Raw genomic sequence first — 20,930 nt, 5'->3', positions numbered from 1 at the left:
TTGACGATTATTTATCGGGAAGAACCACGTTCCATGGAAGTAGTTCGGCCACTTTGTTGCTGGACTACTCCGGTAGTATGCTCAAGATATGGCGAAGGTAGTGACCCATGCAGCAATTGAGCTCACCGCTGAAGACTCACGCCAGACCTTCCCCCTTCTCCCTTCTCCCGGGATAGCCGCCTGCGGCAGCATGTCATTCGTCATCGCGCTGCCAACCTGACCATTCAGAACCAGCGGCACAACATGCCGCATTTCTTTACGCAACTGGCTGATTTGCTAGCGCGGGACCAGCAGATGATTGGTAGGTGCTTGGCTGTCCGCGTGTCTCCGGGGTCAGACACTGACCTTTACTGACAGCTGGCGGCCCCCATTAAGGTCGGAACCACAGTACTTGGCGGGCTGTGCTGCAGGCGCTGATACTGCCCCAGTACCAGTTCGGCGCTGTTCAGAACATTTAGCATCCAGAACGGGGACATGTCTGCCATGCGCTCGTTACTATAGGGCAGGATCGTCTACCGGGGTGGGGTCAGTCCATCAACGGCTCGGAAGTGTCTAGATTACCCGTGGCGATTCAAGAAGGTTGAATATGATTCCCGACTCATTAATGGAACGCTGCATGATGTTATGCATTACGGGTTGACATTACGATGTGACGGGCCGGGTTAGCTGTATGGAGCCTGTACACAAGTTTGTGTAATTGCCTGATTTTGATATGTTCAATTCAACATCAAAAGCAGGTTACTTTATGGACGAAAAACAGTTGTAGGCTCTGGCTAACGAACTGACCAAAAATCTCAAAACCCCTGACGATCTCAACCAGTTCGATCGCCTGCTGAAAAAAATCAACGTTGAGCGCCGCCTCAACGCCGAAATGCTCCATCACCTCGGCTACGGTAAACATCAGTCTAAACCGGGTGCCAACTCCCGCAACGGCTATTTCACAAAAACCGTTACCACCGGCGATGGCCCGCTGGAACTGCGTACGCCGTGCGATCGTGACGGCTCCTTCGAGCCCCAACTGGTGAAGAAAAACCAGACCCGGATCACCGGGATGGATAACCAAATCCTGTCACTGTACGCCAAAGGGATGACCACCCGTGAGATAGTGGCTGCGTTCAAAGAGTTGTATGACGCGGATGTCTCACCGACGCTGGTAGTCCTTCATGCTCCGGAAGGTCAGACTGATGTTGTCTTCACTGCCATCATCAGCAAGCGTGTTTTTAACGGTAAGATTGACTTTTGGGGAATATTCAGAAATGACAGAATCACAATTATTTTTATTCAAATCAACTTTTTTGCGCTCAGACAAGGGGCAGACTCCTGACCATTACTGAAGTCGCCCGCCACGAGCAATTTCAGGGGGAGCTCCGTTTTCTTGCTCGCACCACCGGTATGCAAATCAAGTTTTAAATTAATACGCGCTTTAGGGATTTCGGACTGAAAGGAAGAATTAGACATGGCTGTCCCTGTTCTATGGAGTGATAGAAACGGTCAATGCCAGTGAAAAATAAATAAGAAAAAATTACCCAGCCAGAACAACTTTCCGGTTCGCGTCATCCGACGTAAATAAAAATCCCGGAACCAAAAAAAGCGGGCGCATTCCATCCACCAGCATGTCGACACTGTATTTTCTGGGTATTTGTCTGAAATGAAAAATTTCGGATAAGGCCCAATGGCTGGAGTTTGGGAACGTTCCCTGCCAGATCGAAAATGAAAAAATGTAACAAAGATTTACATTCCTGGCTTTTAACAAAAAAAATATCATCTTTCTGATTTATAAAAATTTTACACCATAACCCTTCAGGCCCCGCGGGATAAGGATGTACAGAAAATGATCAATTTGGCTTAGGGTGTATATTTGTACAAAATATCACCAGTCACGTGAAATATCTGATTTTGTACTTTTATCAGAAATTGAGAAGCTGGACGTGACTGAGCATGTGAAAAACTGGCGACAGTTTCAGGTTTCCATCATTTCTTATTATTCACGTAAACCGGGCTTATTTATTTTTTTTCAGATTAAAGGAATTGCAACGCCCGGACTTTACGCATATCTCATACCTGTACCAGCGATATGAATATCTCAGCCGCCGGTGCATTAGCGCGACCAGGAACAACACCCGTTCGGTTTACAGAAAGACAGACGTGGACAGTGATGAGCTTTGCTGCGGGTTGAGAACGGTTGTTTTACTGCTCAAGGTTGTAACACGATCCGATTCGACTCCAGCATGACAGCCGACAGTGTATGAGCCGCAAAAACAGCCATACAGGCTGACAAGTCGCCATTCACAAGAAACTCAACCGGCGCAACGAGTTTCCCTCCATCCGAAAATCCGCAGGTCAGTGCCGACTTCCTTACCAGCAGTGCATTCGCATCGCTGTATTCCAGGGCCAGAAGCGTTTCATTGTCCCAGTCCCTGTCACTCACCGCTGCATTGACCCAGCCCCGCGATTTAAGCTGTTCAATTGCGTACGTCAGCCGATACAAATCCGACTGCGCTGACACCGGTCCGGTGCACGAAGACCACAGATATTCCAGACGACTGAATAAGCTGGCGGCAAGGCCTTTGTTACGCCCCAGCGTCAGCAATCCCTCAATATCAGATGCGATTGCACGTGGAAACCGTTTTTGCTTATACGCCACCGTTAACCAGCGCAGTATAAATGCATGCGTGCTGAGTGGCGACAATGCCTGACCATCCTGCTGAGCGGTACGTAAGGCGACAAGGGCGCACCAGGCGAAATGCGCAAGTGCTGTGACGGTTTGTTCCGGGGGTAAGGTATCGTGAGCTTTTTTCATTCAGGGATTATATCGGCGCTGCAGACACCGGGGAAGACCTGGATAACTCCCCCATTAATTAGAGAAGCTATTACTTTCACGGACAAATCATCCCCGTTCTGGCCGTTGCTATTGGCTCTGACATGGCCTTAACATGCACGGTAAGCTGGTTAAAGGGTGTTGCGAAGACTCCCTGAGCGACGCGGTTAATAATGATCTGCGTCATACTCGTTACACCGTCAGTGCAGGCGGTACCGGTCACCTTTTGCCATGCGTCGGCGATGATGGCGTTAAGCCCCGGAGGCGCACTGTCGGTCAGTTGCAGGTTTCGCCCTGTACCCAGCGTATCGAGATTGAGCAGCAGCACCATTTTGCACTCCGGTGCGCTGGCCGTCTCCCATATCCAGCGTAACAGCGTCGGGAGTGAACGATGTCGTGCCTGCTGACGCTGGCGCGAATATTCGCCGGTGCGCTGCCAGACTTCAGAGTGAAAACGCAGAATCAATGACCGGTATTCGCTCATGGCTTCACGATACGGTAGCGCCAGCGTAAAGCTGAATGCCGCCAGTCGCGGGTAATGGTCAACGGCCTGTTGCAGAAATGCACGCGTGCTGACGGCATCCGCGCTGACAGCATCAGACGCCCGTATGTAAGAATGATTCATAATGCAGACTCTCTTTAGGTTAAATCAGGGAGGACACCGCCTCTACGGCGGTATCTGGTTCATAAAGACGGGGAACTATCTGGTACTGCAGCAGTAGTTTCTCTGCCAGTGCGCTTCTTCGATGCTGTAGATACCAGTCAGACACCGGGGACAGTGCTTCACGCCCTGGTAATGGTCGCCGCACCACACGCAGTACCAGGAGAGCACCATTACCGTCGCTTCCAGCCCGTTGATGAGACTGCGCAGCTTTCGGTGCCGGGCTTCGGTTTTCACTTCCGGGTCAAGGTGGGCGCAGGCCATCAGCACATGCCGGGCCACGCTCTGCTGGTCATGTTCAAACCACGGCGGCTCCCCGTATGTCCCCGCATGGAGCACCAGTCGACAGCCGCAGGACGCGCAGCTCCATATCTGCCCCGGCGCACTCACGGCCTCCCCGGCTGTCGCGAAGTGGCCTTCGCGGTCATTGGCCAGATAACATTTCAGCATGCGCATGCCGTCACTTCCTCTATCCGGTTGGTATCAGCACGCACATCACTGTGCTCGCCCGTCCGGCAGGTGAGGCAGTAGCGCTCACCGTGGTAATCACTGCCGCAGCCGTGACAGTGCCAGTCTGCGTAGAAAACCAGGGGACGGGCTTCCGGTACATAAGACTGCAGTTGCCGGATATGGCGGGTCTCCCTCACCCCGGGCTTTACATACGGGCAGTGCTGTCGACCGTTCTCCGAAAGCTTTGCTGCATGATGTTCAAACCACGGACGTTCGGTGTCGTATTCAGGATGGTACTGCAGGGCACTGGCACACAGATGGCAGCTGTAGCGGTCATACGGCGCGGTCTGCGCGGTTATGGCTCCCGTGAGACGGCCGTTGCCGTCCAGAGCCATAAACGATTTTGCATACATAGTGGTACTCTCCTTACCGCCAGACGACACGCAGGCGTCAGCCGTCCCGGTACGGGCAGCGTGGCAGGGTGAATGGCGGTTCAGTTATGCGTTAGCGGGTCGGTACGGTTGGTGGTCGGCACCGGAATACAGAAAGGTTACGGTTGTGCAGGTGCGTCGGTGGGTCTGAAACAAACGGGACAGGGTCTGGCGCCACAGTACTGTCGCCGGCAACGGGGACACGTCCAGCGAACCGGGATGGCCTGTGGCTGAGTGCGGCGTCGTTTTTCCATTCAGATATCCTCCCTGCTCAGACGCCACGGGAATCAGCAATACGCTGCTGCATCCAGGCTTCCACCTCGCTTCTGCGCCAGCGGGAGCTGCGCCCCAGCTTGATGGGTTTCGGAAACAACCCGTCGCCAATCAGTTTGTAAAACCATTTGTCGGTCATCCCGGTAAACGTGGTGATAAAGGTCATGTCGATAAGCGGGTCCTGAGCTGAAAGCAGTGTGTCAGGGCTGGCATTAATATTCGTATTCAACGTGGTCATGGTATTTTTCTCCCTCTGAGGATATGGCTATCGGGAGACGTCCGGTGGTGGTTGAATCATGGGGTTACCGGTTCTCCTCAGAGGATAGGGGAACGTTGTAAAAAATTACCCGGCCCGCACAATCAGGCCTGATGAATCGAGATATGTCTGGCTCAGCCACGGCTGCAACCGAAGTTACGCTCACCGTCACCGGTGATTTTGGTCTCCAGCTTGGCTAAATAGGCCGCCTGCGACAGGGCCTGTTGCAGTTGAGCACCATCGCCACGTGTCAACCATGAGACTGGACTCGCCGGGAAACGAGCCAGAACGGCATGCGCCTGTGCATCCACCTTCAGGGCGCTGCACCACGCTTGTTTAATCATACCTGCAAGCGAATCCGGGTCTTTGTAATCTCCCGGTCCGCACCACGTATCGCGGTTCAGCAACAGCACCGCGTGGTAATGCTTCTTCCCTTTGATTTCACCAAACTCCCGCGCCCAGATAAAACGCAGCGTGGTCGGCCAGACGCGTTTGCCCTCGCGACGTTGACGCGTCTGAAGGGCATCAATCCGGGCTTTCAGGGAATCGGTGAAGCGGGAGATAACAGCAGCATCGGTGGCCGCTGGCGTATCCGGCAGACGGAGGTCAACACGCAGGGCCAGTAAGCGGGTGTAAGCGTTAAGAGCGCAACTGAAGGTATCAGCGATGCGTTGCTGCCAGTAAGGGTCGTATGTGTAACTCATTAAAATGGACTCCGGTGGGTTATCGTTCATAACCATTACCGGTGCTGTTAAAAAAAACTTATTGCCTTCAGCGAGTCCGCCAGTCGATCCCTCAGAGACGGCTGGCTTCAGTAAAATATCGTGGCTGGCAGAATGATTGCGTAAAGGGTAATCGCCTCTCAGAAATCGGTTCTAATGCCGGGTGACCCGAAGGCTGCGAAAAAACAGTCTTCCCGTTAGACGATGGCGGGTACGCTTGACATAAGCGGCGTCAACGAGTTCATCGGGTGGCAAATCACGGGTGATATTACAAATCGTCGCCAGTGCTGTATCGGAGAGTTTAAAACTCCGTGACAAGGCGTAGTAATCCCCGGTTTTTTGGTTACTGATGTTATCGAATAACGCTCTGAAGAAATCCGTCTGTGAAGGTCTGCGGGCGTTGATAATTGCCTCTGTCGCTTCATCCCTGAATGTTACCTCCACCTCTTCCATCCCCAGTGAGCGAATGATCCCGGCAATGTCAGGCCAGTAGCGAAGATCGAAACTGTTAAGTCGCTGCAATTCTGGCTTACAGAAGCAGCTGAAGATTGCGATGCCCTTGTATTGACCTGGACCCAAAATAGGTTGTGGTTACCCTGAAAAGCAAATATTACCCCAGAGGGATGTATATACCCGGGGCAAGAGCCCCTGTACCAGTCCCTCATTGCTGTCATGATATTATTACCCCGTTCAATAAGCCCGATAAATAATCGTTATCGGGACTACTGCTAAAACGCCCTGTAACGCATCAGGAGCGCCATATTCATACTAACCACAGATTTCCACTATCGTGTTATTCAATGCGCTTATGCAGGCTCACAGGAAGCTATGGCGGTATAAGACACTACAGCGCTCAATTACTTATTAAATAGCTTGCGGTGATTACCAGGATAATCACCCTATTCCACGTCACCTCAATCGGGTTATTCTGTTTACGATACAATCATGACTATTATCACCAACACGGATAATGCCCCGTTTACAGTCGTTACCAATGGCCTTGTTTACACATATCAAAAAACTTTCAGGGATAACGGGTCACCGTAGTATCTGTAACTGACAGGTATTGTAAGCGTCAATATCAGGCAGACAGAGCAATACCGACAGGCTTACTACAGGTTAGTTCACTGACTGAGCATTTAACGCTCATCACTAATACGCAGACCAGTAATAAACCATTGATACTCACCTGCTGATTTTCAGGCATGACCATTCACCCAAAACGTTACTGTTAACCAGTAACCACCCTGTCGTTATGATTATTAGATTACTGATGTTAATCATCTTCACTTTTATCCTGACGAGGACTAGTCAATGGTAATATCGACTCAATTCAATTCTGTTTTCTTAATGATAGATTTTTAATGAGTGCTAAACATTCAGGTTGTGACTACATTGAATGGTGTATTTCTTACCTGATGGCAATGATTGCTCAATGGATACCATCCAATAGTACTATCCCCTTAGTGAATACCTTCAGATAATAATACCTCCCAGGCATAACCCACTTACTGATAACACATCATCGATTACTGTTACAAATGATAAGACCCCTTCTTTAATATATTAATACCAATCCAACACGCCAGGCATAACAATAGCTATGAAGATAACCACGCCAGACAGCACTTACCTACAACAAACGCCTGCATCAGTTACTCTGGAATTATCTTTTTTCAATAACATGAAAATAGACACCACGTCATATCAAATAACCTCAATCAAATTAACCCCGTATCATCACTGCCCGCAGAAGCCCTCAATCCTGATTATGAGCAACAAAATGGAAATACCTCATGGCAGCCCGACCTGATACCAGAAATGCCCCCTGAAGCGAACCAGGCACCATGATGGGGATGAAAACGAAAGCATGCAGGAGAACAAGATAACCTATTGAGACGATACTCATCCAGTAAACAGAGAAGCATCTGAGAGATAAACAAAGAAAATGACAACTTTAAAACCATGGTAAAACCTTGTCAAAACCAGTATAAATCAACAATAAAACCTCACGATGACTACCAGATGTGTTTTTAAGTGACGATAAAACCATCATCGTGATACTGTGTAGCTACAACAATCACCACCATAACCACTACTATGTAGTTTACGATTACAGGTATCCACAATGGTTGTACATTACGACAATGGCAGACAACATCTTATAAAAACCCGTGACCTGAGAGTCTGTGCTTTTTATGCCGGGTGGCTGGGTGTTAATAAAATAATTAACACCCGTGACATTCCTCACCAGGATGCAGAAAGTTGTCGACAGGCACTCAACAAACTGATTAATCAGTTCATACCGAATGCAGAACAGCGGGCAAGACTTTTTTCTGATATGGAAACAGCCCGTGATGAAAACATCCTTCCGCTGGAAAGTTTTGACTGGCTAGAACAGGATGAACGGGCAACATTCTGGTTATGGGCGTATATTTGCAAGGCCGGAGACTACGAACTTGGTATTGACAAACCAGCAAATGCAGAGTTCGGAAAGAACTGGTATCAGCGAATGAATCTGAGTGTATCTCCGACAAGCCACCAGGAAAGAATTAATATTATCATCTCTTTTTTCGACAACATTATTATTCCGACCCCACCGGTAAATCATCTCAAGCGCCAGGTCATGGACAGGCTGAAAGACCAGTGGAAAAATATTTACAGCAAACCAGCTCCGCTGAAATGGTTACCTAATGAAGAAGACGCGGTACTGTGGGCATGGAACAGCCTCAAATCGCTTCAGGAAGAAAGAAATGCGCCCACTATCGGGCTCTCATTAAATATTTCAACGCCAGGAATGAGTACCTGGTTTACCCCCCTGAGTCATTCTGAACGCAATTTAGCCCTGCGCACGGCGATCGACTTATGGGACGATGCACCGGATACAAAGCGTTTATTCCTTCTGAACCTGAATAAAGCCTGGAACCAGCAAAAATTACGTCAGTCCCGTACCGATAAAAAAGCACTCAATACGTACCTGAAGAACGAAACAAAAACTCGACTGGACTTTATGGCAGAACGTAGCGGAGTTCGCATCAGTGATATGCTGGAAATGCTGATTAATGACCATTACCGAAAAACCTGTGGTGGTGAGTGAGGGCTTTGCGCTAAAAACAAGGTGAGCGGAGGCAGTAATACAGACCAGAAATGACATTCAAAATAATTTCAGACCTATATTACCGGTGTGAGAACGGCAGCAGAAGTGCTGCCGTTTTGTTATTTCACTCACGGAGGTTAATGTGTCCAGTAAGAACAAACGGGGTCCCGATACCCTGTTACCGTCGTTATTCCTTCTCCCGGGTCAACTGTCCCACAAAATACCCGTGCGTATGCTTCTCGCGCTAAGTCACAGCTATGCTTTCTGTTCCGGTACCCAGGTCTCTCTGATACACGGTCCGCCAGCTCATGAAGGCGGCTATTTATTGCCAGTAATAAGGGAGAAAGAAATGCATTGTCCGAATTGCGGTTCGCAAAACATACGACTGCGCCATGTGGGTAAAAAGACGGGTGGGGTCATTGGCGCAACAGCCGGAGGCATTGCCGGGCTTGAAGGAGCCTCCACCGGTGCGCTGATAGGTTCAGTCATTCCGGTTGTCGGTACGATAGCCGGAGGCCTCATTGGTTTTCTGTCCGGCGCCTGTGCTGGTGCGGTGGCAGGCTCTCTGGCCGGAGAACAACTGGACGGTACCGTCTTTGATGAATACGGCTGCACGCAGTGCGAGCATATCTTCAGTGCACCGTAACGTTAATAAGGGTCAGCCCATCCTGCACAAAGCCTGAGCCGCTGACCGTACTCGCTACGGCACGACTGATGACAGGGCGTGTCAGCATGCTGTCGTCATTTCAGCTACCTGGCACTAACCCTTTGTTAATTCTCCTGTTTACTGAAAGATGAATTTTACTTTTTCTTTTCCGCCATTACGGGGGATGGACATAACGTGTCCCTCCCCGCCCGCATAATAACCGCATGAAATATCAACCTATTTATCGCACACGGAGCGTCCATGCAACGACCCGATGAAGAGGCCCGCTACGACCGGCTGGCCGTCAGATTGTCGGTCATTATCAGCCGGTTAATGGCCGGAGAAACGCTGACCCTTCAGACACTGTCCGGTGAGTTTGGTGTATCGATACGCACCCTGCGTCGTGACTTACATCAACGGCTGGTCCACCTCGACATTATCGGGGAGAACGGCACGTATCGGCTCAGTGAGAGCGCCACGCGTGATCACTCTCCGGGGGCCGTTTCCTTTGCCCGCAGTACCGGTATCGCACGCATTATCCCGTCGCAGAACCGGCAACTGATGCACCTGCTGATGAATGAAACGGGCACCTCACCCTGCTTTATCTGGCACGACTTACCGCCAGCATGGACACAGGCTGACAGTTTTCATCGTCTGGCCGAAGCCATTTGTCATCACCGGGTGGTCAGTCTGCTGGTCGGCGGTGTCCGTCACGATGAGCAGGAGCCTTACCGCCTGATTTACCGGCATCAGCACTGGTATCTGGTCGTCTGTTGCCGGGGGAGCCTTCGGGTGTTCCGGCTGGAAGACATTATCTCGGCCTCACTCTCAGAGCAAACCTTCCGTCGCCGGAGCGAAATCAGTTCGCTCATTACTGAAGAGGGATTTATCAGCGCACTGCCCCACTTTCGCTTTATCAGTGATGTCATTCACACCTTCAGGGAACAACACCCTGAACATCCATCCAGACCCAAAGGAGTCAAATCGTGAAACCTGTCGAAGGCCCTCTGCTGCTCTTCACCCTGATGTTGTCTGCCGTAACCCTGAGCGGCTGTGGCGACAAAAATGAACGCGAGTTTATCCGGGGATGCAAATCAGGCGGCGGTACTACCGCCGTCTGCGGATGTATCCGGGATGACCTCAAAACGAAATATACGCACGGGGAGCTGGAGAAAATGAACCAGCAATACGGTTATGTCCCCCCGCGCTTCATGGACAACATGCTGAGCGCTGCTCAGCAGTGCAGAAAATAAGGAAATCTGAACATGGCGCTTGTCATTAAATATTTCGCGATTGCCTTCGCCATCGCGCTTGTGGTCGTGCTGTTTAACGTGTTCGGGAGTACCGGCGAGATACGCAGTTTTGGTCAGGGAATGGAATATCTGTTCTGGATGACGCTTGGGCCCGGAGCCGGTATGACGGTCGGTGCTGCTCTTCGACAATGGCTGATGCCGGATGCGGTATACACCCGCGAAGGAATGACCGGATTACTCAAGGCCCGTCTGTTCTGGCTTGTGGGCCCACAGTATATCGGCTGGCTGGCCGGACTTATCGTCGTGGGTAAACAACTCATGTAACACGGCTGCCCCCCAACAACATTTTTGACTGAGAAGGAAAAATACCATGCGATTCATGCACGCCATCCTGTCAGCAGGATTACTGACCTTTGCCATCACGGCACAGGCGGTCCCCAATATGTGGAGCAGTGGCTTCGGTATGGGCGTCACCGAGTACATCATCACCAGCCCGGAAAACGTGATGATGAACCTGAACTGCACCGGCAACCCTGACGACCAGAATATCCTGCAGCATCACGTCATGCTCACCCTGCCTGACGGCAGCGGTGCCGATTCACAGGATGAGAAAACCGCCATCACCGTCGTCACGGATGACCAGACGTTCCCCCTGCCGTCCTCTCTGGGCTGGCGTAACGGCGACAACGCCTGGCTGTCGTTCATTGATGCCATCAGAAAAGCAACGTCGTTTGAGATTTACGTCAACGACAAACAGGTGGGGCACTTTACCCCTTCGGCTGGAAACGTTCACAAGGTTCTGGCTGATATGCCCGAATGCACGACACTGACCGCCGGGTAACCCGGCGCATCCCCGGTTTACAGCAAAATCAATCAAGGACAATACGATATGACCGACATTTCGACACTCAGCCAGCGACTGACGACGCCAACCCTGCATTTTGTTCTACTCACCGTCGCCACCTGCGGCATCTGGCCGTTACTGTGGCTGTACCGAAAACAGCAGATTATCAGCGACACCACCGGATATCCGGTTTGCGGCAATCTGTTTATCATCTGGCTCGCCGTCTGTTTTGGGCTCGGACGACAGTTCGGCGTGATGGCCTCACCGGACCTGGCGGGCTACTACACGGGCAGCGATACACTGTTGGCCTTAAGCGGCATTCTGTCGCTCACCTGCGGCGTGATGTACATCGTCTGGGCCTTTAAGGCCAGAGCAGCACTGCGACACTATGCGCTGAACACCTTCCGGTTTGACCTGAAGATGAATGCGTTTTATACCGTGGTGCTCAACGTCTTCTACATTACATACTGCATCAACGATATGCCGCAGGCACTGGCGAAGCACCGCATTATTCATGGTCAGGCCCCTGTGCCGCCGGAGTCTCCGTCACCGCAGTAACGCAGCTCTCCTCTTATTATCCGGCCGGGGCATTCCTGTGTGCCCCAGATTCATCCGGATCCCCCCTCTGAGATTTGACCCAATGACATTACTGAAAATCGTGCTCAACACCCTGCGTCAGGTGCTGACGTGGTGCGCCAGCAGCCGGGCGCAGCAGTTTGTGGAAGACCACTTCCGCGAAGAAGGCTATGACGAAGACAGTATTTACATCGCCAGACAGGCGGCAACCCTGCTCGCAGGTGCCTTAATCACAGCGCTCATGGAACAGATACTGCAGCTTATTGCCACACACTTAACCCACTGATGCCCTGCTCACTGAGCGGGGCATTTTGTTTTATGCCATTCATCAGGAACTGAATATGCAAGTCACTGACGATACGTCGTTACCGCCAGGGCAATTCACCCGCCGACAGGCTGAAGCCGTGGTCACGCTTTACCACAACGTCACTATAGAAGATGACCAGGGTACGCACTTTCGGCTGGTTATTCGCGACAGCGAGGGGACGTTAATCTGGCGGGCCTGGAATTTTGAAGCCAGTGCCGGGGAATGGCTTAACCGCTATCTGCTCAGCCACGGGATCCCCAAACACTGACACACCACAGCTTAACCCAATAGCGACCACACAAAAAAGCCATGCTCCCACAGGAGCATGGCTGTTTTGTTTATGCCGTTAAATCAACAATAAGGAATTTACCATGAGACTAGCCAGCCGCTTTGGACGGACAAACCAGATCCGTCGCGATCGTCCGTTAACCCGCGAAGAACTGATGCAGGTCGTTCCCAGCGTATTCAGTGCAGATCGCCACGGTTCCAGGAGCGAAAAATACGCTTACATACCCACCATTACTCTGCTCGAAAATCTTCAACGCGAAGGCTTTGAACCCTTCTTCGCCTGCCAGTCACGCGTACGCGACCCTGACCGCCGGGAGCACACCAAACATCTGCTGCGCCTGCGTCGTACCGGTCAGATAACCGGCCAGCAGGTTCCCGAAATCATTTTGCTTAACTCGCACGATGGTAGCAGCTCATACCAGATGCTGCCGGGGCTGTTCAGAGCCATCTGCACCAACGGGCTCGTCTGCGGACAGTCGTTCGGTGAAATTCGTGTACCGCATCGTGGCGATGTGGCCGGGAAAGTGATTGAGGGGGCTTATGAAGTGCTCGGTGTCTTTGATCGGGTGGAAGAAAAGCGCGAGGCCATGCAGTCACTTCGACTACCAGCACCCGCGCAACATGCCCTGGCGAACGCCGCACTGACATACCGCTTTGGTGAAGAATATCAGCCGGTGACCGCAGCGCAGATACTGACACCGCGACGGTATGAGGACCATCAGGACGACCTGTGGACCGTTTATAACCGCATTCAGGAATCGTTGCTGAAAGGCGGGCTGAGCGGACGCACCGCACAGGGTAAACGTACCCACACTCGTGCGGTTAACGGTATCGACGGGGATATCAAACTCAACCGCGCGCTCTGGGTGATGGCCGAAGAACTGCAGCAGGCACTGAGCTGATGCAGCACATTCCTGCAAATACCCGTCTGACGGCTGTCTGGCCCGTTTCCCTGCAAAACCAGTCCGGCTGCCGTTCCATCTCCGACGATGACCTCTGCGCCTGGTGCAGACATCTTTGCTACCGTCCCGGCGAGCTCAGCCTGTGCCGACTGTCTGTATCTGACAGCATCTGGCCCTCACGGTGCGATGAAGATGGCTATGCGCAGTCCTGCCCGTCACTCCTGCTGAACCAGCATCCCCAACCCGATAAATAAACAAGGAAAAACTAACATGACCGACATTATTAACCTTCACGATACCCTTCCGTTACCGCCACAACCTGCCGGTTCTGCGCCAGCGCTGACCGCCACCCTCGTACAGGACGAGCAGCGCATCGGCTTTTGGCCGCAGTACTTCGGCAGCATACCGCAGTGGATAATCCTTGAGCCGACGGTCTTCGCGTGGATGGACCGTTTCTGCGCCGACTACAACGGCGGTATCTGGAATTTTTATACGCTCAGCAACGGTGGTGCGTTTATGGCCCCGGAAGCGGAGAACAATGAACCGTGGTCGCTGTTCAACACTATGAACGGCAACGGCGGTGAACTCAGTGCCGACGCTGCGGGGATTGCCGTCTGTCTGATGACTTACAGCCACCATGCCATGCGCACCGAATGCGATGCCATGACGGAGCACTACTACCGCCTGCGGGATTACGCGCTCAGTCACCCGGAATGCAGCGCCATCATGCACATCATCGACTGAGCATCCCGCCATGTCGTATGAACTGTCTCACCTGAATACCCTGTGGGATGCGCTGGGGAAAATAACGGTCAGGGATGAGGACGGAGACGTTGTGACCGACGAACTCTTCCTGCATTTTCTGACGGGCACCTCTCTCTTCCCTATCTGGTCATGGTTTGAATCCCAGCACGACGAGTTCGTCGTTGCCGTGAAACTGTACAACACATCAATCCCGGACGGGTCAACATAAAGGAAAAGCCAATGAATATAACCCCTTGCCCCCCCGACAGCGGGGGAATATCTCCCGCCGCACAGCGCACTATCCGACGTGCGCTGACCCTGCTGGAACGCCAGTTACGCGAGCCCGGCGCCTCCTTTACCTCCACCACCGCCGTTCGTGACTGGCTGCGTCTGCAACTCGCCTCACTGGAGCGTGAAGTATTCACTGTACTCTTCCTCGATAACCAGCATCGTCTGATAGCCCACGAAACGCTCTTCACCGGCACCATCAATCATACGCAGGTCCATCCCCGCGAGGTGGTTAAGGCCGGTCTGAAGCATAACTGTGCCGCTGTCATTGTGGCGCATTGCCACCCGTCAGGCCTTGCCGAACCCAGCAATGCAGATCGTCAGGTCACTACGCGTATTCAGCAGGCGCTGGAGCTGGTTGATATCCGACTGCTTGATCACCTGGTGGTGGGCGGCATGGAGATCGTCTCGTTTGCTGAGAGAGGGTGGCTTTAAGGAGAGAATAACGATGAAAATCATCAGCAAACGCCAGGCGATGGCGATATACCGCCAGCATCCGCAGTCCCGGTTGTTTCGCTTCTGTGCCGGCAAATACACATGGTCCGGCAGCATCTGCCACTACGCAGGTCGGGAAGTGCAGGATATCAGCGGCGTGCTCGCCGTCTTCGCAGAACACCGTCAGGACCGCAACGGCCCGTACGTCGTATTACGCAGCGTTACGCTGAATTAATTCACGTTTAAGGAAGGCTAAAATTGTCGAATACAATACCGCCTGTAAACCACGATATCGCCGCCCCTTGGTGGGGGCTTAAACGCGATATCACCCCCTGTTTTGGCGCACGTCTGGTGCAGGAGGGCAACCGGCTGCATTACCTGAACGACCGCGCCAGCATCACCGGCACCTTCAGCGACGCGGATTTACGCCATCTCGACCAGGCATTCCCGCTACTGCTGAAGCAACTGGAGCTGATGCTGCTTTCCGGTGAGCTGAATCCCCGTCATCAGCACTGCGTCACGCTGTATGCAAAAGGGCTGATATGCGAGGCCGACAGCCTCGGCTCGCACGGGTACGTCTATCTCGCAATTTACCCGACACCTGCAACAACAGAATAAACCTCCCGGCAGTTTTCCTTCGTTTAACTCACCAGTAAAGGTTTCCATTATGCAAACACAACCTGTTCCTCCGAAACGGGAGGTTTCGCCACGCCCGTCACCCGTGGCGATCTGGCAGCGCCTCCTGAGTCACCTGCTGGACCGTCACTACGGTCTGACGCTCAACGACACGCCATTTGGCAAAGATGGTGTGATCCAAGAGCATATCGATGCCGGTATCTCACTGTGCGACGCGGTGAATTTCATCGTGGAGAAATACGACCTGGTACGCACTGATCGTCGCGGTTTTAACGCGGAAACTCAGTCGCCGCTTCTCACCAGTATCGATATTCTCCGCGCCCGCAAAGCCACCGGGCTGATGACCCGTCATAGCTACAGGGCCGTTACCGACATCACCACCGGCAAATACCGTGAGGTGCAACCATGAAGCTGTCCCTGACGGTGGAAGCCGATGCCATCAACGTACTGGCCCTCAACATGGGCCGGATCGTCGTAGACATTGACGGTATTGAACTGACCGACCTGATCAATGTGGTGAACCAGAACGGTTATTCGCTTCTCGTTGCTGACGAACCGGGGAAATTGATTGTTGAAGATCCAATTCCGCCCGTTGCCCGCCTGAACGGCATTCAGTGCAGCACTGCACATATCACGGCGGAAGACAATGCTCTGCTGTTTACCCTTTCACACCAGCATGAAGACTTTGGCGAGTCTGAATGGATTAGTTATACCGGCTCGGGTTATCTGCTCCACCTGGGCGCGTGGTCGTTTCCGGTCTTACGCCTCAAACGCCTCGGTCTGTCAAAAGCCTGCCGTCGGTTATTAGTGACGCTTATGCGTCGCTACGCCGCTGGCATTGTTCATCTGGATGCCTTTGGCGAAGTGCTACCAAGTTTTACAACCTTTGACTGGTAACCCCACCTCAATCACCACAAGGTTTTTACATGCCGGAATTAACCACCGAAGTGGCTCTCAACATTCTGATTGGCTGGCTGCAGGACAACATCAGTTGCAACACCGGCATTATTTTCGACAACGACGAAGACAAGACGGATTCAGCAGTGCTGTTGCCCTGGATTGAGCAGGCGCGAAACGATGTTCGTAATCTCCGCCATCTTCAGCTTCTGCAACAGACCAGAACCTGTTAGCCACCGAACCATACTCACCACACACCTATAAGCCCCAGCCCTTACCGGCTGGCGCTTTGCTTTATATAAAGGAAATTAAAATGTCAGATCTTACCCTCACCGAACCTGAAGTGTTAACCGGCCATACCGATGTGATTTGTTCTACCAGTATTGAGCGCATCATCACCGGACGTAATTTCGCGATTGCACAGATTGAAACGCTGATACAACAACTTGACGATATCTCGACGCTGACCCGCAGCATCGGCGGTGGTAAAGCGAATGAATAGGGAATGCGGCAATACAGCTACGACTGCTGGCTGATGGAGGATACTGATACGGCCATGAAAGCCATTACTCGCAATATCGATCGTGGTATATGGCGGGATCTGATGCAACGCTCGGGAATGCTGGCGCTCATGGACGCACAGGTCCGCGACGAGTGGTACAACAGCCTGGAGAAAGACGATATTCCGGCTATCAGTGAAGAGAATATTCTCAACACATTCGAACAACTGCATCTGAATAAAGGTGAGGTGTTTGAACGAGGTGTGATTAACGTGTTTAAAGGTCTGAGCTGGAATTTTAAGACAAACAGCCCCTGTAGGTTTGGCGGGAAAATCATCGTGACGGGGCTTGTCAAATATGACCGGTGGGGATTTGGTCTGAACTGGGGCTGGCAGCGTGACCGGTTAACGGACCTTGAGCGCATGCTGATGCTGCTGGATGGGAAGGCCATCCCCGACAATCGCGCCGACGTCACGCGCCGGTTAAGCGACCATATCCATGAGAACAGGCATAGCACCCGTTATGAGGATGAGATGTCTGTGATTAAGTATTTTCAGAAGGGAACTGTCCATATCACGTTCAGGCGATCGGAGCTGGTCGATAAGCTGAACGACATTATCGCGAAACACTATCCAGGGGCGTTGCCCACTAAACAGTAAGGAACCAAATTATGGTATCATTTTCAAACATGGATGGTGCTCACTGCGATTCCGTAGTAGATCACTATACCTTGCCATCAAATAGTATTCAGATGGATGTAAAAGTTCCTGTTCAACCATCAAATTTTGACCCTTTGCAGAAGGGGGCCTTAATGGGGGCCTCAACGTTTATGGAACAAGATAAAAACCATTCTAATCAATGCAATTACAAAACAAAATCCATTCCGAGTCCGGGCACCACTATTTAAAGAACCCGCCCAAAAGGCGGGTTTTTGCTTTCTGGAGAGCTGGACTCTTCATCGAACTACGTTCGATTATTCGCCGCAAGCGGCTCACCCCTTCGGGGCCAGCGCGACAAGCGCGCTGTTCAACGCCTCCGGCGTTAGTCCGGGTCCGGGCACCACTATTTAAAGAACCCGCCCAAAAGGCGGGTTTTTGCTTTCTGGAGAGCTGGACTCTTCATCGAACTACGTTCGATTATTCGCCGCAAGCGGCTCACCCCTTCGGGGCCAGCGCGACAAGCGCGCTGTTCAACGCCTCCGGCGTTAGTCCGGGTCCGGGCACCACTCTTTAAAGAAACCGCCCAAAAGGCGGGTTTTTGCTTTCCTGTGTTCTGGCTAACCCAAACCGCCCCTCACTCAATCATCACCGTCGACAGCCGGTACCAGCCATCATTGCGTTTCCCCTCGTTAGCCAGCTGAATACGCGCTTTGTTGTGTTTATCCACCAATGCCACATCCAACTGATAGCGTCCTGCCGCAAGGTTACGCGGGGTAGCCAGCTGATAAGCCGAACTGTGCCTGCCCGGCAGCCACTGACGGATATCATCCCCGGCGCTGCCCTGGGCAACCGTGCTCCCCTGATTGTCCTGCAGCCGCCAGGCCAGCGTATAACGCAGATAAACGGGCGCCACACCCTCATTTGACCATTGGCTATTGAGCGACAGGGCCTCTCCTGCATGCACGCTCGCCGGATGGGTCAGCGATACCACCCGGAAGCGATAGCCTATTTTGGCCAGCGCCTTGTCGACGATATCGCGATAGACCTTCGGTATTTCGGTAGATTTAATGTTCAGGGTGCTGGCATGCTGCGCCAGCGCCCAGTCAAAGGTGGCCTGTACCTCTTCGCGCGTATACTTCTGCTCGGTCAGCCATTCCGCCATATGACCGCAAATCTCCAGACTGACCGGCGCTTTTTTCCATGCCTCGTTGAACCCCGGCCAGGCTGACTGCGTCGCCGCGATACGTTCCGGGTAATCTTTGGCCATGTGGCTCCATGTGGGGCTGAAGTTACGCCAGTCTCCCCAGCAGTCCGCCCGCCAGCCAGCCCCTTTTTTTGCCGCATAGGCCACGGAATCATAGCCGTTAATCAACATGATTTTGGGTGTGTCAGGAAAGGCGCTGAAATGCATATCAACGTATTGGTTGAGCAGCGCGGGCGGATAGCGCTCCTGTAACGGCGGCAGGTTCGGGAAATTGCTGTTGTGCCACTCTCCCCATGCGCCGACCATCCCGATATCAATGAACGCCAGTTCCGGGTTATTGTTATAGCGCGCGCCAAACGCCTGCAGCAGGCGCCGGGCATAAGCCATATAGGTGGGGTCGTCCAGATCGGGGGCAAAGGTTTTGTGATCCGGCGTCCAGGTGCCTTTGATCCCTTTATCGATAAGCCACTGGGGGATCTCTGAGCCAGACTCCGGCCCATCGAGGATCATAAACCGCAGACCGACATTCATGGCCGGCTGATGCGCGGCCGCAGCAGCAAACCCCTCATCCACCAGCGCAAAATTGTACTCTCCTTCTCGCGGTTCCACTTCGCGCCAGTAGTAGCGTCGATACTCAAGACCCGTCGCCGGATAGTCGGCAATGCTTAAGTCCTGATCGTGAAAACGGGCAACACCGTTTCCCGGGTTTGCCAGAGGACCGCTAAGGGCGGCCGGATTCACCGTTTGTAACCTGTCTGCGCTCTCCGCCCAGGCGCCATCTGAAAGGAATAGCAGTGCTCCGGCGACCAGAAGTAACAACCGATTTTTACGGCGTGGCAGTTTGTAAATGCACATTAAATACTCCTTTCCCCAGAGTGTTACATCCAACAGAGAAGATTTTATTTCACACGATATATTCCCGGACTCACCCAATATTACTATTTCCATGCGTAAACGCTGGGCTAATGTTGATATGTTACTGCGCGGGAAGAGCGAGTGTTATGATTCACCTTTCATACTTCTGGGACTAAAGACACCGCTTATTTCTGAGTTTATTCATATTTACTCATGAGTACCATGGTAAAATGTTCAATAAAAATAACAGAATAATCAAGAAGCTGTTCTTCCATGAGTCCTGGGACATTATGGTCATCAACAGCCACGGCCAGCATGTTTTCCCGGAAAACACGCTGGATATTCTCTGTAATGCGAAAGCACGGCAGCTTGATAAAAAATATATTTTCCAGGCCGATCCTTTTATTATCGATAAAGGTGAACGGCTGTATGTTTTTTATGAAGCTTTCTCCTTCCTCACCTCAAAGGGGGTACTGCGCTGCCGTGTCCTTAATAAAGACCTGGAGGAGATAGAAGACGTTAAGCTCGAGGGGTTTGACGACTTAAAATGTCATCTCTCCTTTCCCTTCCTGTTCGAACTCGACGGCAAACTGTTTATGATCCCGGAATCGGCAGAGCGGAAAGAGGTCATTTTGTTCCAGTCGGTTGATTTTCCCGCGCGCTGGGAAAAGGTGAAAGTCCTGGTTTCCGATATGGCCGTGACGGATAACGTAATCTTTGAGCTGAATGGCGTGAATTTCATGGCCTCCACCACCATGGACAATGAGCTGGTGATCCACACCTCAGACGCTATTCTCGGTGACTGGCAGCAAATTTCTCCTGACCTGGATATCTGTAATATGCATGCCAGAGGCGCCGGAAAGCCCTACTCGATCAACGATAAAACCTACCTCTTTACCCAGGAGTGCAGTGCTGGGTTTTATGGAAAATCCATATTCATCAAGGAATTGACCAATCTGACGCCGCATAAATATGAAGAAAAATTGGTCGGTAAAATAAGCCCGTCGATTAATAACAGTGACGGTATCCACACGTTAAACTTTACCGATAACTATATTGTCTACGATACAAAACACCTGACTTTCAGCCTACTTTCCACCCTTAAAAAGCTGGCCTATAAAGTGATGGTGAATCACCGCAAGCGTCTTTTTAGCTAAGTGACAATAGCGGTATTCAGAACTAATCTAA

The 20,930-nt window shown here is 52.0% G+C and carries 28 protein-coding genes and 4 pseudogenes; 23 read left to right on the top strand and 9 right to left on the bottom strand.

What is annotated here, in order from left to right; all coding sequences use genetic code 11:
- Positions 1–371 precede the first annotated feature (371 nt).
- A pseudogene (locus GNG29_RS23130) lies at positions 372–497 on the bottom strand (hypothetical protein); the annotation flags it as partial.
- A gap of 272 nt (positions 498–769) precedes the next feature.
- Here GNG29_RS23130 and GNG29_RS01770 point away from each other — a divergent pair.
- Positions 770–1,156: pseudogene (locus GNG29_RS01770) on the top strand (transposase); the annotation flags it as partial.
- Here GNG29_RS01770 and tssB read toward each other — a convergent pair.
- The 7 genes and pseudogenes from tssB to GNG29_RS01735 all read right to left on the bottom strand — a co-directional run.
- Positions 1,154–1,458, bottom strand: a pseudogene (tssB, locus tag GNG29_RS01765) (type VI secretion system contractile sheath small subunit); the annotation flags it as partial. The pseudogenes GNG29_RS01770 and tssB sit on opposite strands and share 3 nt — an antisense overlap.
- Positions 1,459–2,194: 736 nt before the next feature.
- Positions 2,195–2,800 carry a DUF2913 family protein gene (locus GNG29_RS01760; RefSeq protein ID WP_009652485.1) on the bottom strand — a complete coding sequence of 202 codons (606 nt, stop codon included), beginning with the start codon at positions 2,798–2,800 and terminating at the stop codon, positions 2,195–2,197.
- A 76-nt stretch (positions 2,801–2,876) separates the two neighbouring features.
- Positions 2,877–3,443 (bottom strand): inovirus-type Gp2 protein, encoded by a 567-nt coding sequence (locus GNG29_RS01755; protein WP_009652434.1) that lies wholly within the window; start codon positions 3,441–3,443, stop codon positions 2,877–2,879.
- 75 nt (positions 3,444–3,518) lie between these two features.
- Complete coding sequence (locus GNG29_RS01750; RefSeq protein ID WP_009652429.1) at positions 3,519–3,935, bottom strand: putative zinc ribbon protein; 417 nt, start codon at positions 3,933–3,935, stop codon at positions 3,519–3,521.
- On the bottom strand, positions 3,923–4,342 hold the full coding sequence (locus GNG29_RS01745; RefSeq protein WP_016154451.1) for a putative zinc ribbon protein: 420 nt from the start codon (positions 4,340–4,342) through the stop codon (positions 3,923–3,925). The genes GNG29_RS01750 and GNG29_RS01745 overlap by 13 nt, the downstream gene beginning before the upstream one ends.
- Before the next feature lie 289 nt (positions 4,343–4,631).
- On the bottom strand, positions 4,632–4,871 hold the full coding sequence (locus tag GNG29_RS01740; RefSeq protein WP_009652493.1) for an AlpA family transcriptional regulator: 240 nt from the start codon (positions 4,869–4,871) through the stop codon (positions 4,632–4,634).
- Positions 4,872–5,023: 152 nt separating this feature from the next.
- Positions 5,024–5,593 (bottom strand): inovirus Gp2 family protein, encoded by a 570-nt coding sequence (locus GNG29_RS01735; protein WP_016154452.1) that lies wholly within the window; start codon positions 5,591–5,593, stop codon positions 5,024–5,026.
- A 2,146-nt stretch (positions 5,594–7,739) separates the two neighbouring features.
- Between GNG29_RS01735 and GNG29_RS01730 the strand changes: the two genes are divergently transcribed.
- From GNG29_RS01730 to GNG29_RS01630, 21 genes and pseudogenes are all read left to right on the top strand, one after another.
- On the top strand, positions 7,740–8,708 hold the full coding sequence (locus GNG29_RS01730) for a hypothetical protein (RefSeq protein WP_016154453.1): 969 nt from the start codon (positions 7,740–7,742) through the stop codon (positions 8,706–8,708).
- Between the two features lie 349 nt (positions 8,709–9,057).
- Positions 9,058–9,354 carry a membrane protein gene (locus tag GNG29_RS01725; protein ID WP_009652512.1) on the top strand — a complete coding sequence of 99 codons (297 nt, stop codon included), beginning with the start codon at positions 9,058–9,060 and terminating at the stop codon, positions 9,352–9,354.
- Positions 9,355–9,615: 261 nt separating this feature from the next.
- A complete protein-coding gene (locus GNG29_RS01720) occupies positions 9,616–10,344 on the top strand; it encodes a YafY family protein (RefSeq protein ID WP_009652433.1) in 729 nt (242 codons plus the stop codon).
- Entirely contained in the window at positions 10,341–10,607 is a 267-nt protein-coding gene (locus GNG29_RS01715) for a hypothetical protein (RefSeq protein WP_009652486.1), read from the top strand. Before GNG29_RS01720 ends, GNG29_RS01715 begins: the two co-directional genes overlap by 4 nt.
- Positions 10,608–10,619: 12 nt before the next feature.
- On the top strand, positions 10,620–10,931 hold the full coding sequence (locus tag GNG29_RS01710; RefSeq protein ID WP_009652410.1) for a hypothetical protein: 312 nt from the start codon (positions 10,620–10,622) through the stop codon (positions 10,929–10,931).
- 46 nt (positions 10,932–10,977) lie between these two features.
- A complete protein-coding gene (locus GNG29_RS01705) occupies positions 10,978–11,448 on the top strand; it encodes a hypothetical protein (protein WP_009652431.1) in 471 nt (156 codons plus the stop codon).
- Between the two features lie 48 nt (positions 11,449–11,496).
- Entirely contained in the window at positions 11,497–12,009 is a 513-nt protein-coding gene (locus GNG29_RS01700) for a DUF4234 domain-containing protein (RefSeq protein ID WP_009652395.1), read from the top strand.
- Positions 12,010–12,091: 82 nt separating this feature from the next.
- Complete coding sequence (locus GNG29_RS01695; protein WP_009652443.1) at positions 12,092–12,313, top strand: hypothetical protein; 222 nt, start codon at positions 12,092–12,094, stop codon at positions 12,311–12,313.
- Between the two features lie 55 nt (positions 12,314–12,368).
- Positions 12,369–12,602 (top strand): DUF905 domain-containing protein, encoded by a 234-nt coding sequence (locus tag GNG29_RS01690; RefSeq protein WP_009652474.1) that lies wholly within the window; start codon positions 12,369–12,371, stop codon positions 12,600–12,602.
- A 103-nt stretch (positions 12,603–12,705) separates the two neighbouring features.
- On the top strand, positions 12,706–13,524 hold the full coding sequence (locus tag GNG29_RS01685) for a DUF932 domain-containing protein (RefSeq protein WP_009652424.1): 819 nt from the start codon (positions 12,706–12,708) through the stop codon (positions 13,522–13,524).
- Positions 13,524–13,778: a hypothetical protein gene (locus tag GNG29_RS01680; protein ID WP_009652519.1), complete on the top strand. Its 255-nt coding sequence runs from the start codon at positions 13,524–13,526 to the stop codon at positions 13,776–13,778. The genes GNG29_RS01685 and GNG29_RS01680 overlap by 1 nt, the downstream gene beginning before the upstream one ends.
- Before the next feature lie 16 nt (positions 13,779–13,794).
- Entirely contained in the window at positions 13,795–14,268 is a 474-nt protein-coding gene (locus GNG29_RS01675; RefSeq protein WP_009652453.1) for an antirestriction protein, read from the top strand.
- Positions 14,269–14,278: 10 nt separating this feature from the next.
- A complete protein-coding gene (locus GNG29_RS01670; protein WP_009652503.1) occupies positions 14,279–14,497 on the top strand; it encodes a hypothetical protein in 219 nt (72 codons plus the stop codon).
- An 11-nt stretch (positions 14,498–14,508) separates the two neighbouring features.
- Entirely contained in the window at positions 14,509–14,991 is a 483-nt protein-coding gene (gene radC, locus GNG29_RS01665; protein WP_016154455.1) for a RadC family protein, read from the top strand.
- Between the two features lie 13 nt (positions 14,992–15,004).
- Complete coding sequence (locus GNG29_RS01660; RefSeq protein WP_009652392.1) at positions 15,005–15,226, top strand: DUF987 domain-containing protein; 222 nt, start codon at positions 15,005–15,007, stop codon at positions 15,224–15,226.
- Between the two features lie 23 nt (positions 15,227–15,249).
- On the top strand, positions 15,250–15,609 hold the full coding sequence (locus tag GNG29_RS01655) for a type IV toxin-antitoxin system YeeU family antitoxin (protein WP_009652436.1): 360 nt from the start codon (positions 15,250–15,252) through the stop codon (positions 15,607–15,609).
- A gap of 49 nt (positions 15,610–15,658) precedes the next feature.
- Positions 15,659–16,036 (top strand): TA system toxin CbtA family protein, encoded by a 378-nt coding sequence (locus GNG29_RS01650; RefSeq protein WP_016154457.1) that lies wholly within the window; start codon positions 15,659–15,661, stop codon positions 16,034–16,036.
- The gene (locus tag GNG29_RS01645) at positions 16,033–16,524 is read left to right on the top strand and encodes a DUF5983 family protein (RefSeq protein WP_009652438.1); all 492 of its coding nucleotides are present in this window, start codon (positions 16,033–16,035) and stop codon (positions 16,522–16,524) included. Before GNG29_RS01650 ends, GNG29_RS01645 begins: the two co-directional genes overlap by 4 nt.
- Before the next feature lie 29 nt (positions 16,525–16,553).
- Entirely contained in the window at positions 16,554–16,757 is a 204-nt protein-coding gene (locus tag GNG29_RS01640) for a DUF957 domain-containing protein (protein ID WP_009652505.1), read from the top strand.
- Between the two features lie 80 nt (positions 16,758–16,837).
- Positions 16,838–17,683, top strand: a pseudogene (locus GNG29_RS01635) (DUF4942 domain-containing protein).
- 11 nt (positions 17,684–17,694) lie between these two features.
- Complete coding sequence (locus GNG29_RS01630) at positions 17,695–17,931, top strand: hypothetical protein (protein ID WP_016154458.1); 237 nt, start codon at positions 17,695–17,697, stop codon at positions 17,929–17,931.
- Between the two features lie 386 nt (positions 17,932–18,317).
- Here GNG29_RS01630 and GNG29_RS01615 read toward each other — a convergent pair whose 3' ends face one another.
- Positions 18,318–19,742, bottom strand: a complete 1,425-nt coding sequence (locus GNG29_RS01615; protein WP_156653757.1) for a DUF4832 domain-containing protein — start codon at positions 19,740–19,742, stop codon at positions 18,318–18,320.
- A 230-nt stretch (positions 19,743–19,972) separates the two neighbouring features.
- Between GNG29_RS01615 and GNG29_RS01610 the strand changes: the two genes are divergently transcribed.
- The gene (locus GNG29_RS01610) at positions 19,973–20,899 is read left to right on the top strand and encodes a hypothetical protein (protein WP_103177927.1); all 927 of its coding nucleotides are present in this window, start codon (positions 19,973–19,975) and stop codon (positions 20,897–20,899) included.
- Positions 20,900–20,930: the final 31 nt, after the last annotated feature.

Origin of the sequence: Leclercia sp. Colony189 (assembly GCF_009740165.1) — a bacterium.
GTDB lineage: Bacteria > Pseudomonadota > Gammaproteobacteria > Enterobacterales > Enterobacteriaceae > Enterobacter.
Note: the sequence above shows the minus strand (reverse complement) of the source record. Positions and strands in the feature narration are given on the sequence as shown.

Excerpts from the sequence above, each read along its gene's own strand:
- GNG29_RS01760 (WP_009652485.1), bottom strand. The coding sequence starts at position 2,800 with ATGAAAAAAGCTCACGATACCTTACCCCCGGAACAAACCGTCACAGCA.
- GNG29_RS01755 (WP_009652434.1), bottom strand. The coding sequence starts at position 3,443 with ATGAATCATTCTTACATACGGGCGTCTGATGCTGTCAGCGCGGATGCC.
- GNG29_RS01750 (WP_009652429.1), bottom strand. The coding sequence starts at position 3,935 with ATGCGCATGCTGAAATGTTATCTGGCCAATGACCGCGAAGGCCACTTC.
- GNG29_RS01745 (WP_016154451.1), bottom strand. The coding sequence starts at position 4,342 with ATGTATGCAAAATCGTTTATGGCTCTGGACGGCAACGGCCGTCTCACG.
- GNG29_RS01740 (WP_009652493.1), bottom strand. The coding sequence starts at position 4,871 with ATGACCACGTTGAATACGAATATTAATGCCAGCCCTGACACACTGCTT.
- GNG29_RS01735 (WP_016154452.1), bottom strand. The coding sequence starts at position 5,593 with ATGAGTTACACATACGACCCTTACTGGCAGCAACGCATCGCTGATACC.
- GNG29_RS01730 (WP_016154453.1), top strand. The coding sequence starts at position 7,740 with ATGGTTGTACATTACGACAATGGCAGACAACATCTTATAAAAACCCGT.
- GNG29_RS01725 (WP_009652512.1), top strand. The coding sequence starts at position 9,058 with ATGCATTGTCCGAATTGCGGTTCGCAAAACATACGACTGCGCCATGTG.
- GNG29_RS01720 (WP_009652433.1), top strand. The coding sequence starts at position 9,616 with ATGCAACGACCCGATGAAGAGGCCCGCTACGACCGGCTGGCCGTCAGA.
- GNG29_RS01710 (WP_009652410.1), top strand. The coding sequence starts at position 10,620 with ATGGCGCTTGTCATTAAATATTTCGCGATTGCCTTCGCCATCGCGCTT.
- GNG29_RS01705 (WP_009652431.1), top strand. The coding sequence starts at position 10,978 with ATGCGATTCATGCACGCCATCCTGTCAGCAGGATTACTGACCTTTGCC.
- GNG29_RS01700 (WP_009652395.1), top strand. The coding sequence starts at position 11,497 with ATGACCGACATTTCGACACTCAGCCAGCGACTGACGACGCCAACCCTG.
- GNG29_RS01695 (WP_009652443.1), top strand. The coding sequence starts at position 12,092 with ATGACATTACTGAAAATCGTGCTCAACACCCTGCGTCAGGTGCTGACG.
- GNG29_RS01690 (WP_009652474.1), top strand. The coding sequence starts at position 12,369 with ATGCAAGTCACTGACGATACGTCGTTACCGCCAGGGCAATTCACCCGC.
- GNG29_RS01685 (WP_009652424.1), top strand. The coding sequence starts at position 12,706 with ATGAGACTAGCCAGCCGCTTTGGACGGACAAACCAGATCCGTCGCGAT.
- GNG29_RS01680 (WP_009652519.1), top strand. The coding sequence starts at position 13,524 with ATGCAGCACATTCCTGCAAATACCCGTCTGACGGCTGTCTGGCCCGTT.
- GNG29_RS01675 (WP_009652453.1), top strand. The coding sequence starts at position 13,795 with ATGACCGACATTATTAACCTTCACGATACCCTTCCGTTACCGCCACAA.
- GNG29_RS01670 (WP_009652503.1), top strand. The coding sequence starts at position 14,279 with ATGTCGTATGAACTGTCTCACCTGAATACCCTGTGGGATGCGCTGGGG.
- radC (WP_016154455.1), top strand. The coding sequence starts at position 14,509 with ATGAATATAACCCCTTGCCCCCCCGACAGCGGGGGAATATCTCCCGCC.
- GNG29_RS01660 (WP_009652392.1), top strand. The coding sequence starts at position 15,005 with ATGAAAATCATCAGCAAACGCCAGGCGATGGCGATATACCGCCAGCAT.
- GNG29_RS01650 (WP_016154457.1), top strand. The coding sequence starts at position 15,659 with ATGCAAACACAACCTGTTCCTCCGAAACGGGAGGTTTCGCCACGCCCG.
- GNG29_RS01645 (WP_009652438.1), top strand. The coding sequence starts at position 16,033 with ATGAAGCTGTCCCTGACGGTGGAAGCCGATGCCATCAACGTACTGGCC.
- GNG29_RS01640 (WP_009652505.1), top strand. The coding sequence starts at position 16,554 with ATGCCGGAATTAACCACCGAAGTGGCTCTCAACATTCTGATTGGCTGG.
- GNG29_RS01630 (WP_016154458.1), top strand. The coding sequence starts at position 17,695 with ATGGTATCATTTTCAAACATGGATGGTGCTCACTGCGATTCCGTAGTA.
- GNG29_RS01615 (WP_156653757.1), bottom strand. The coding sequence starts at position 19,742 with ATGTGCATTTACAAACTGCCACGCCGTAAAAATCGGTTGTTACTTCTG.
- GNG29_RS01610 (WP_103177927.1), top strand. The coding sequence starts at position 19,973 with ATGTTCAATAAAAATAACAGAATAATCAAGAAGCTGTTCTTCCATGAG.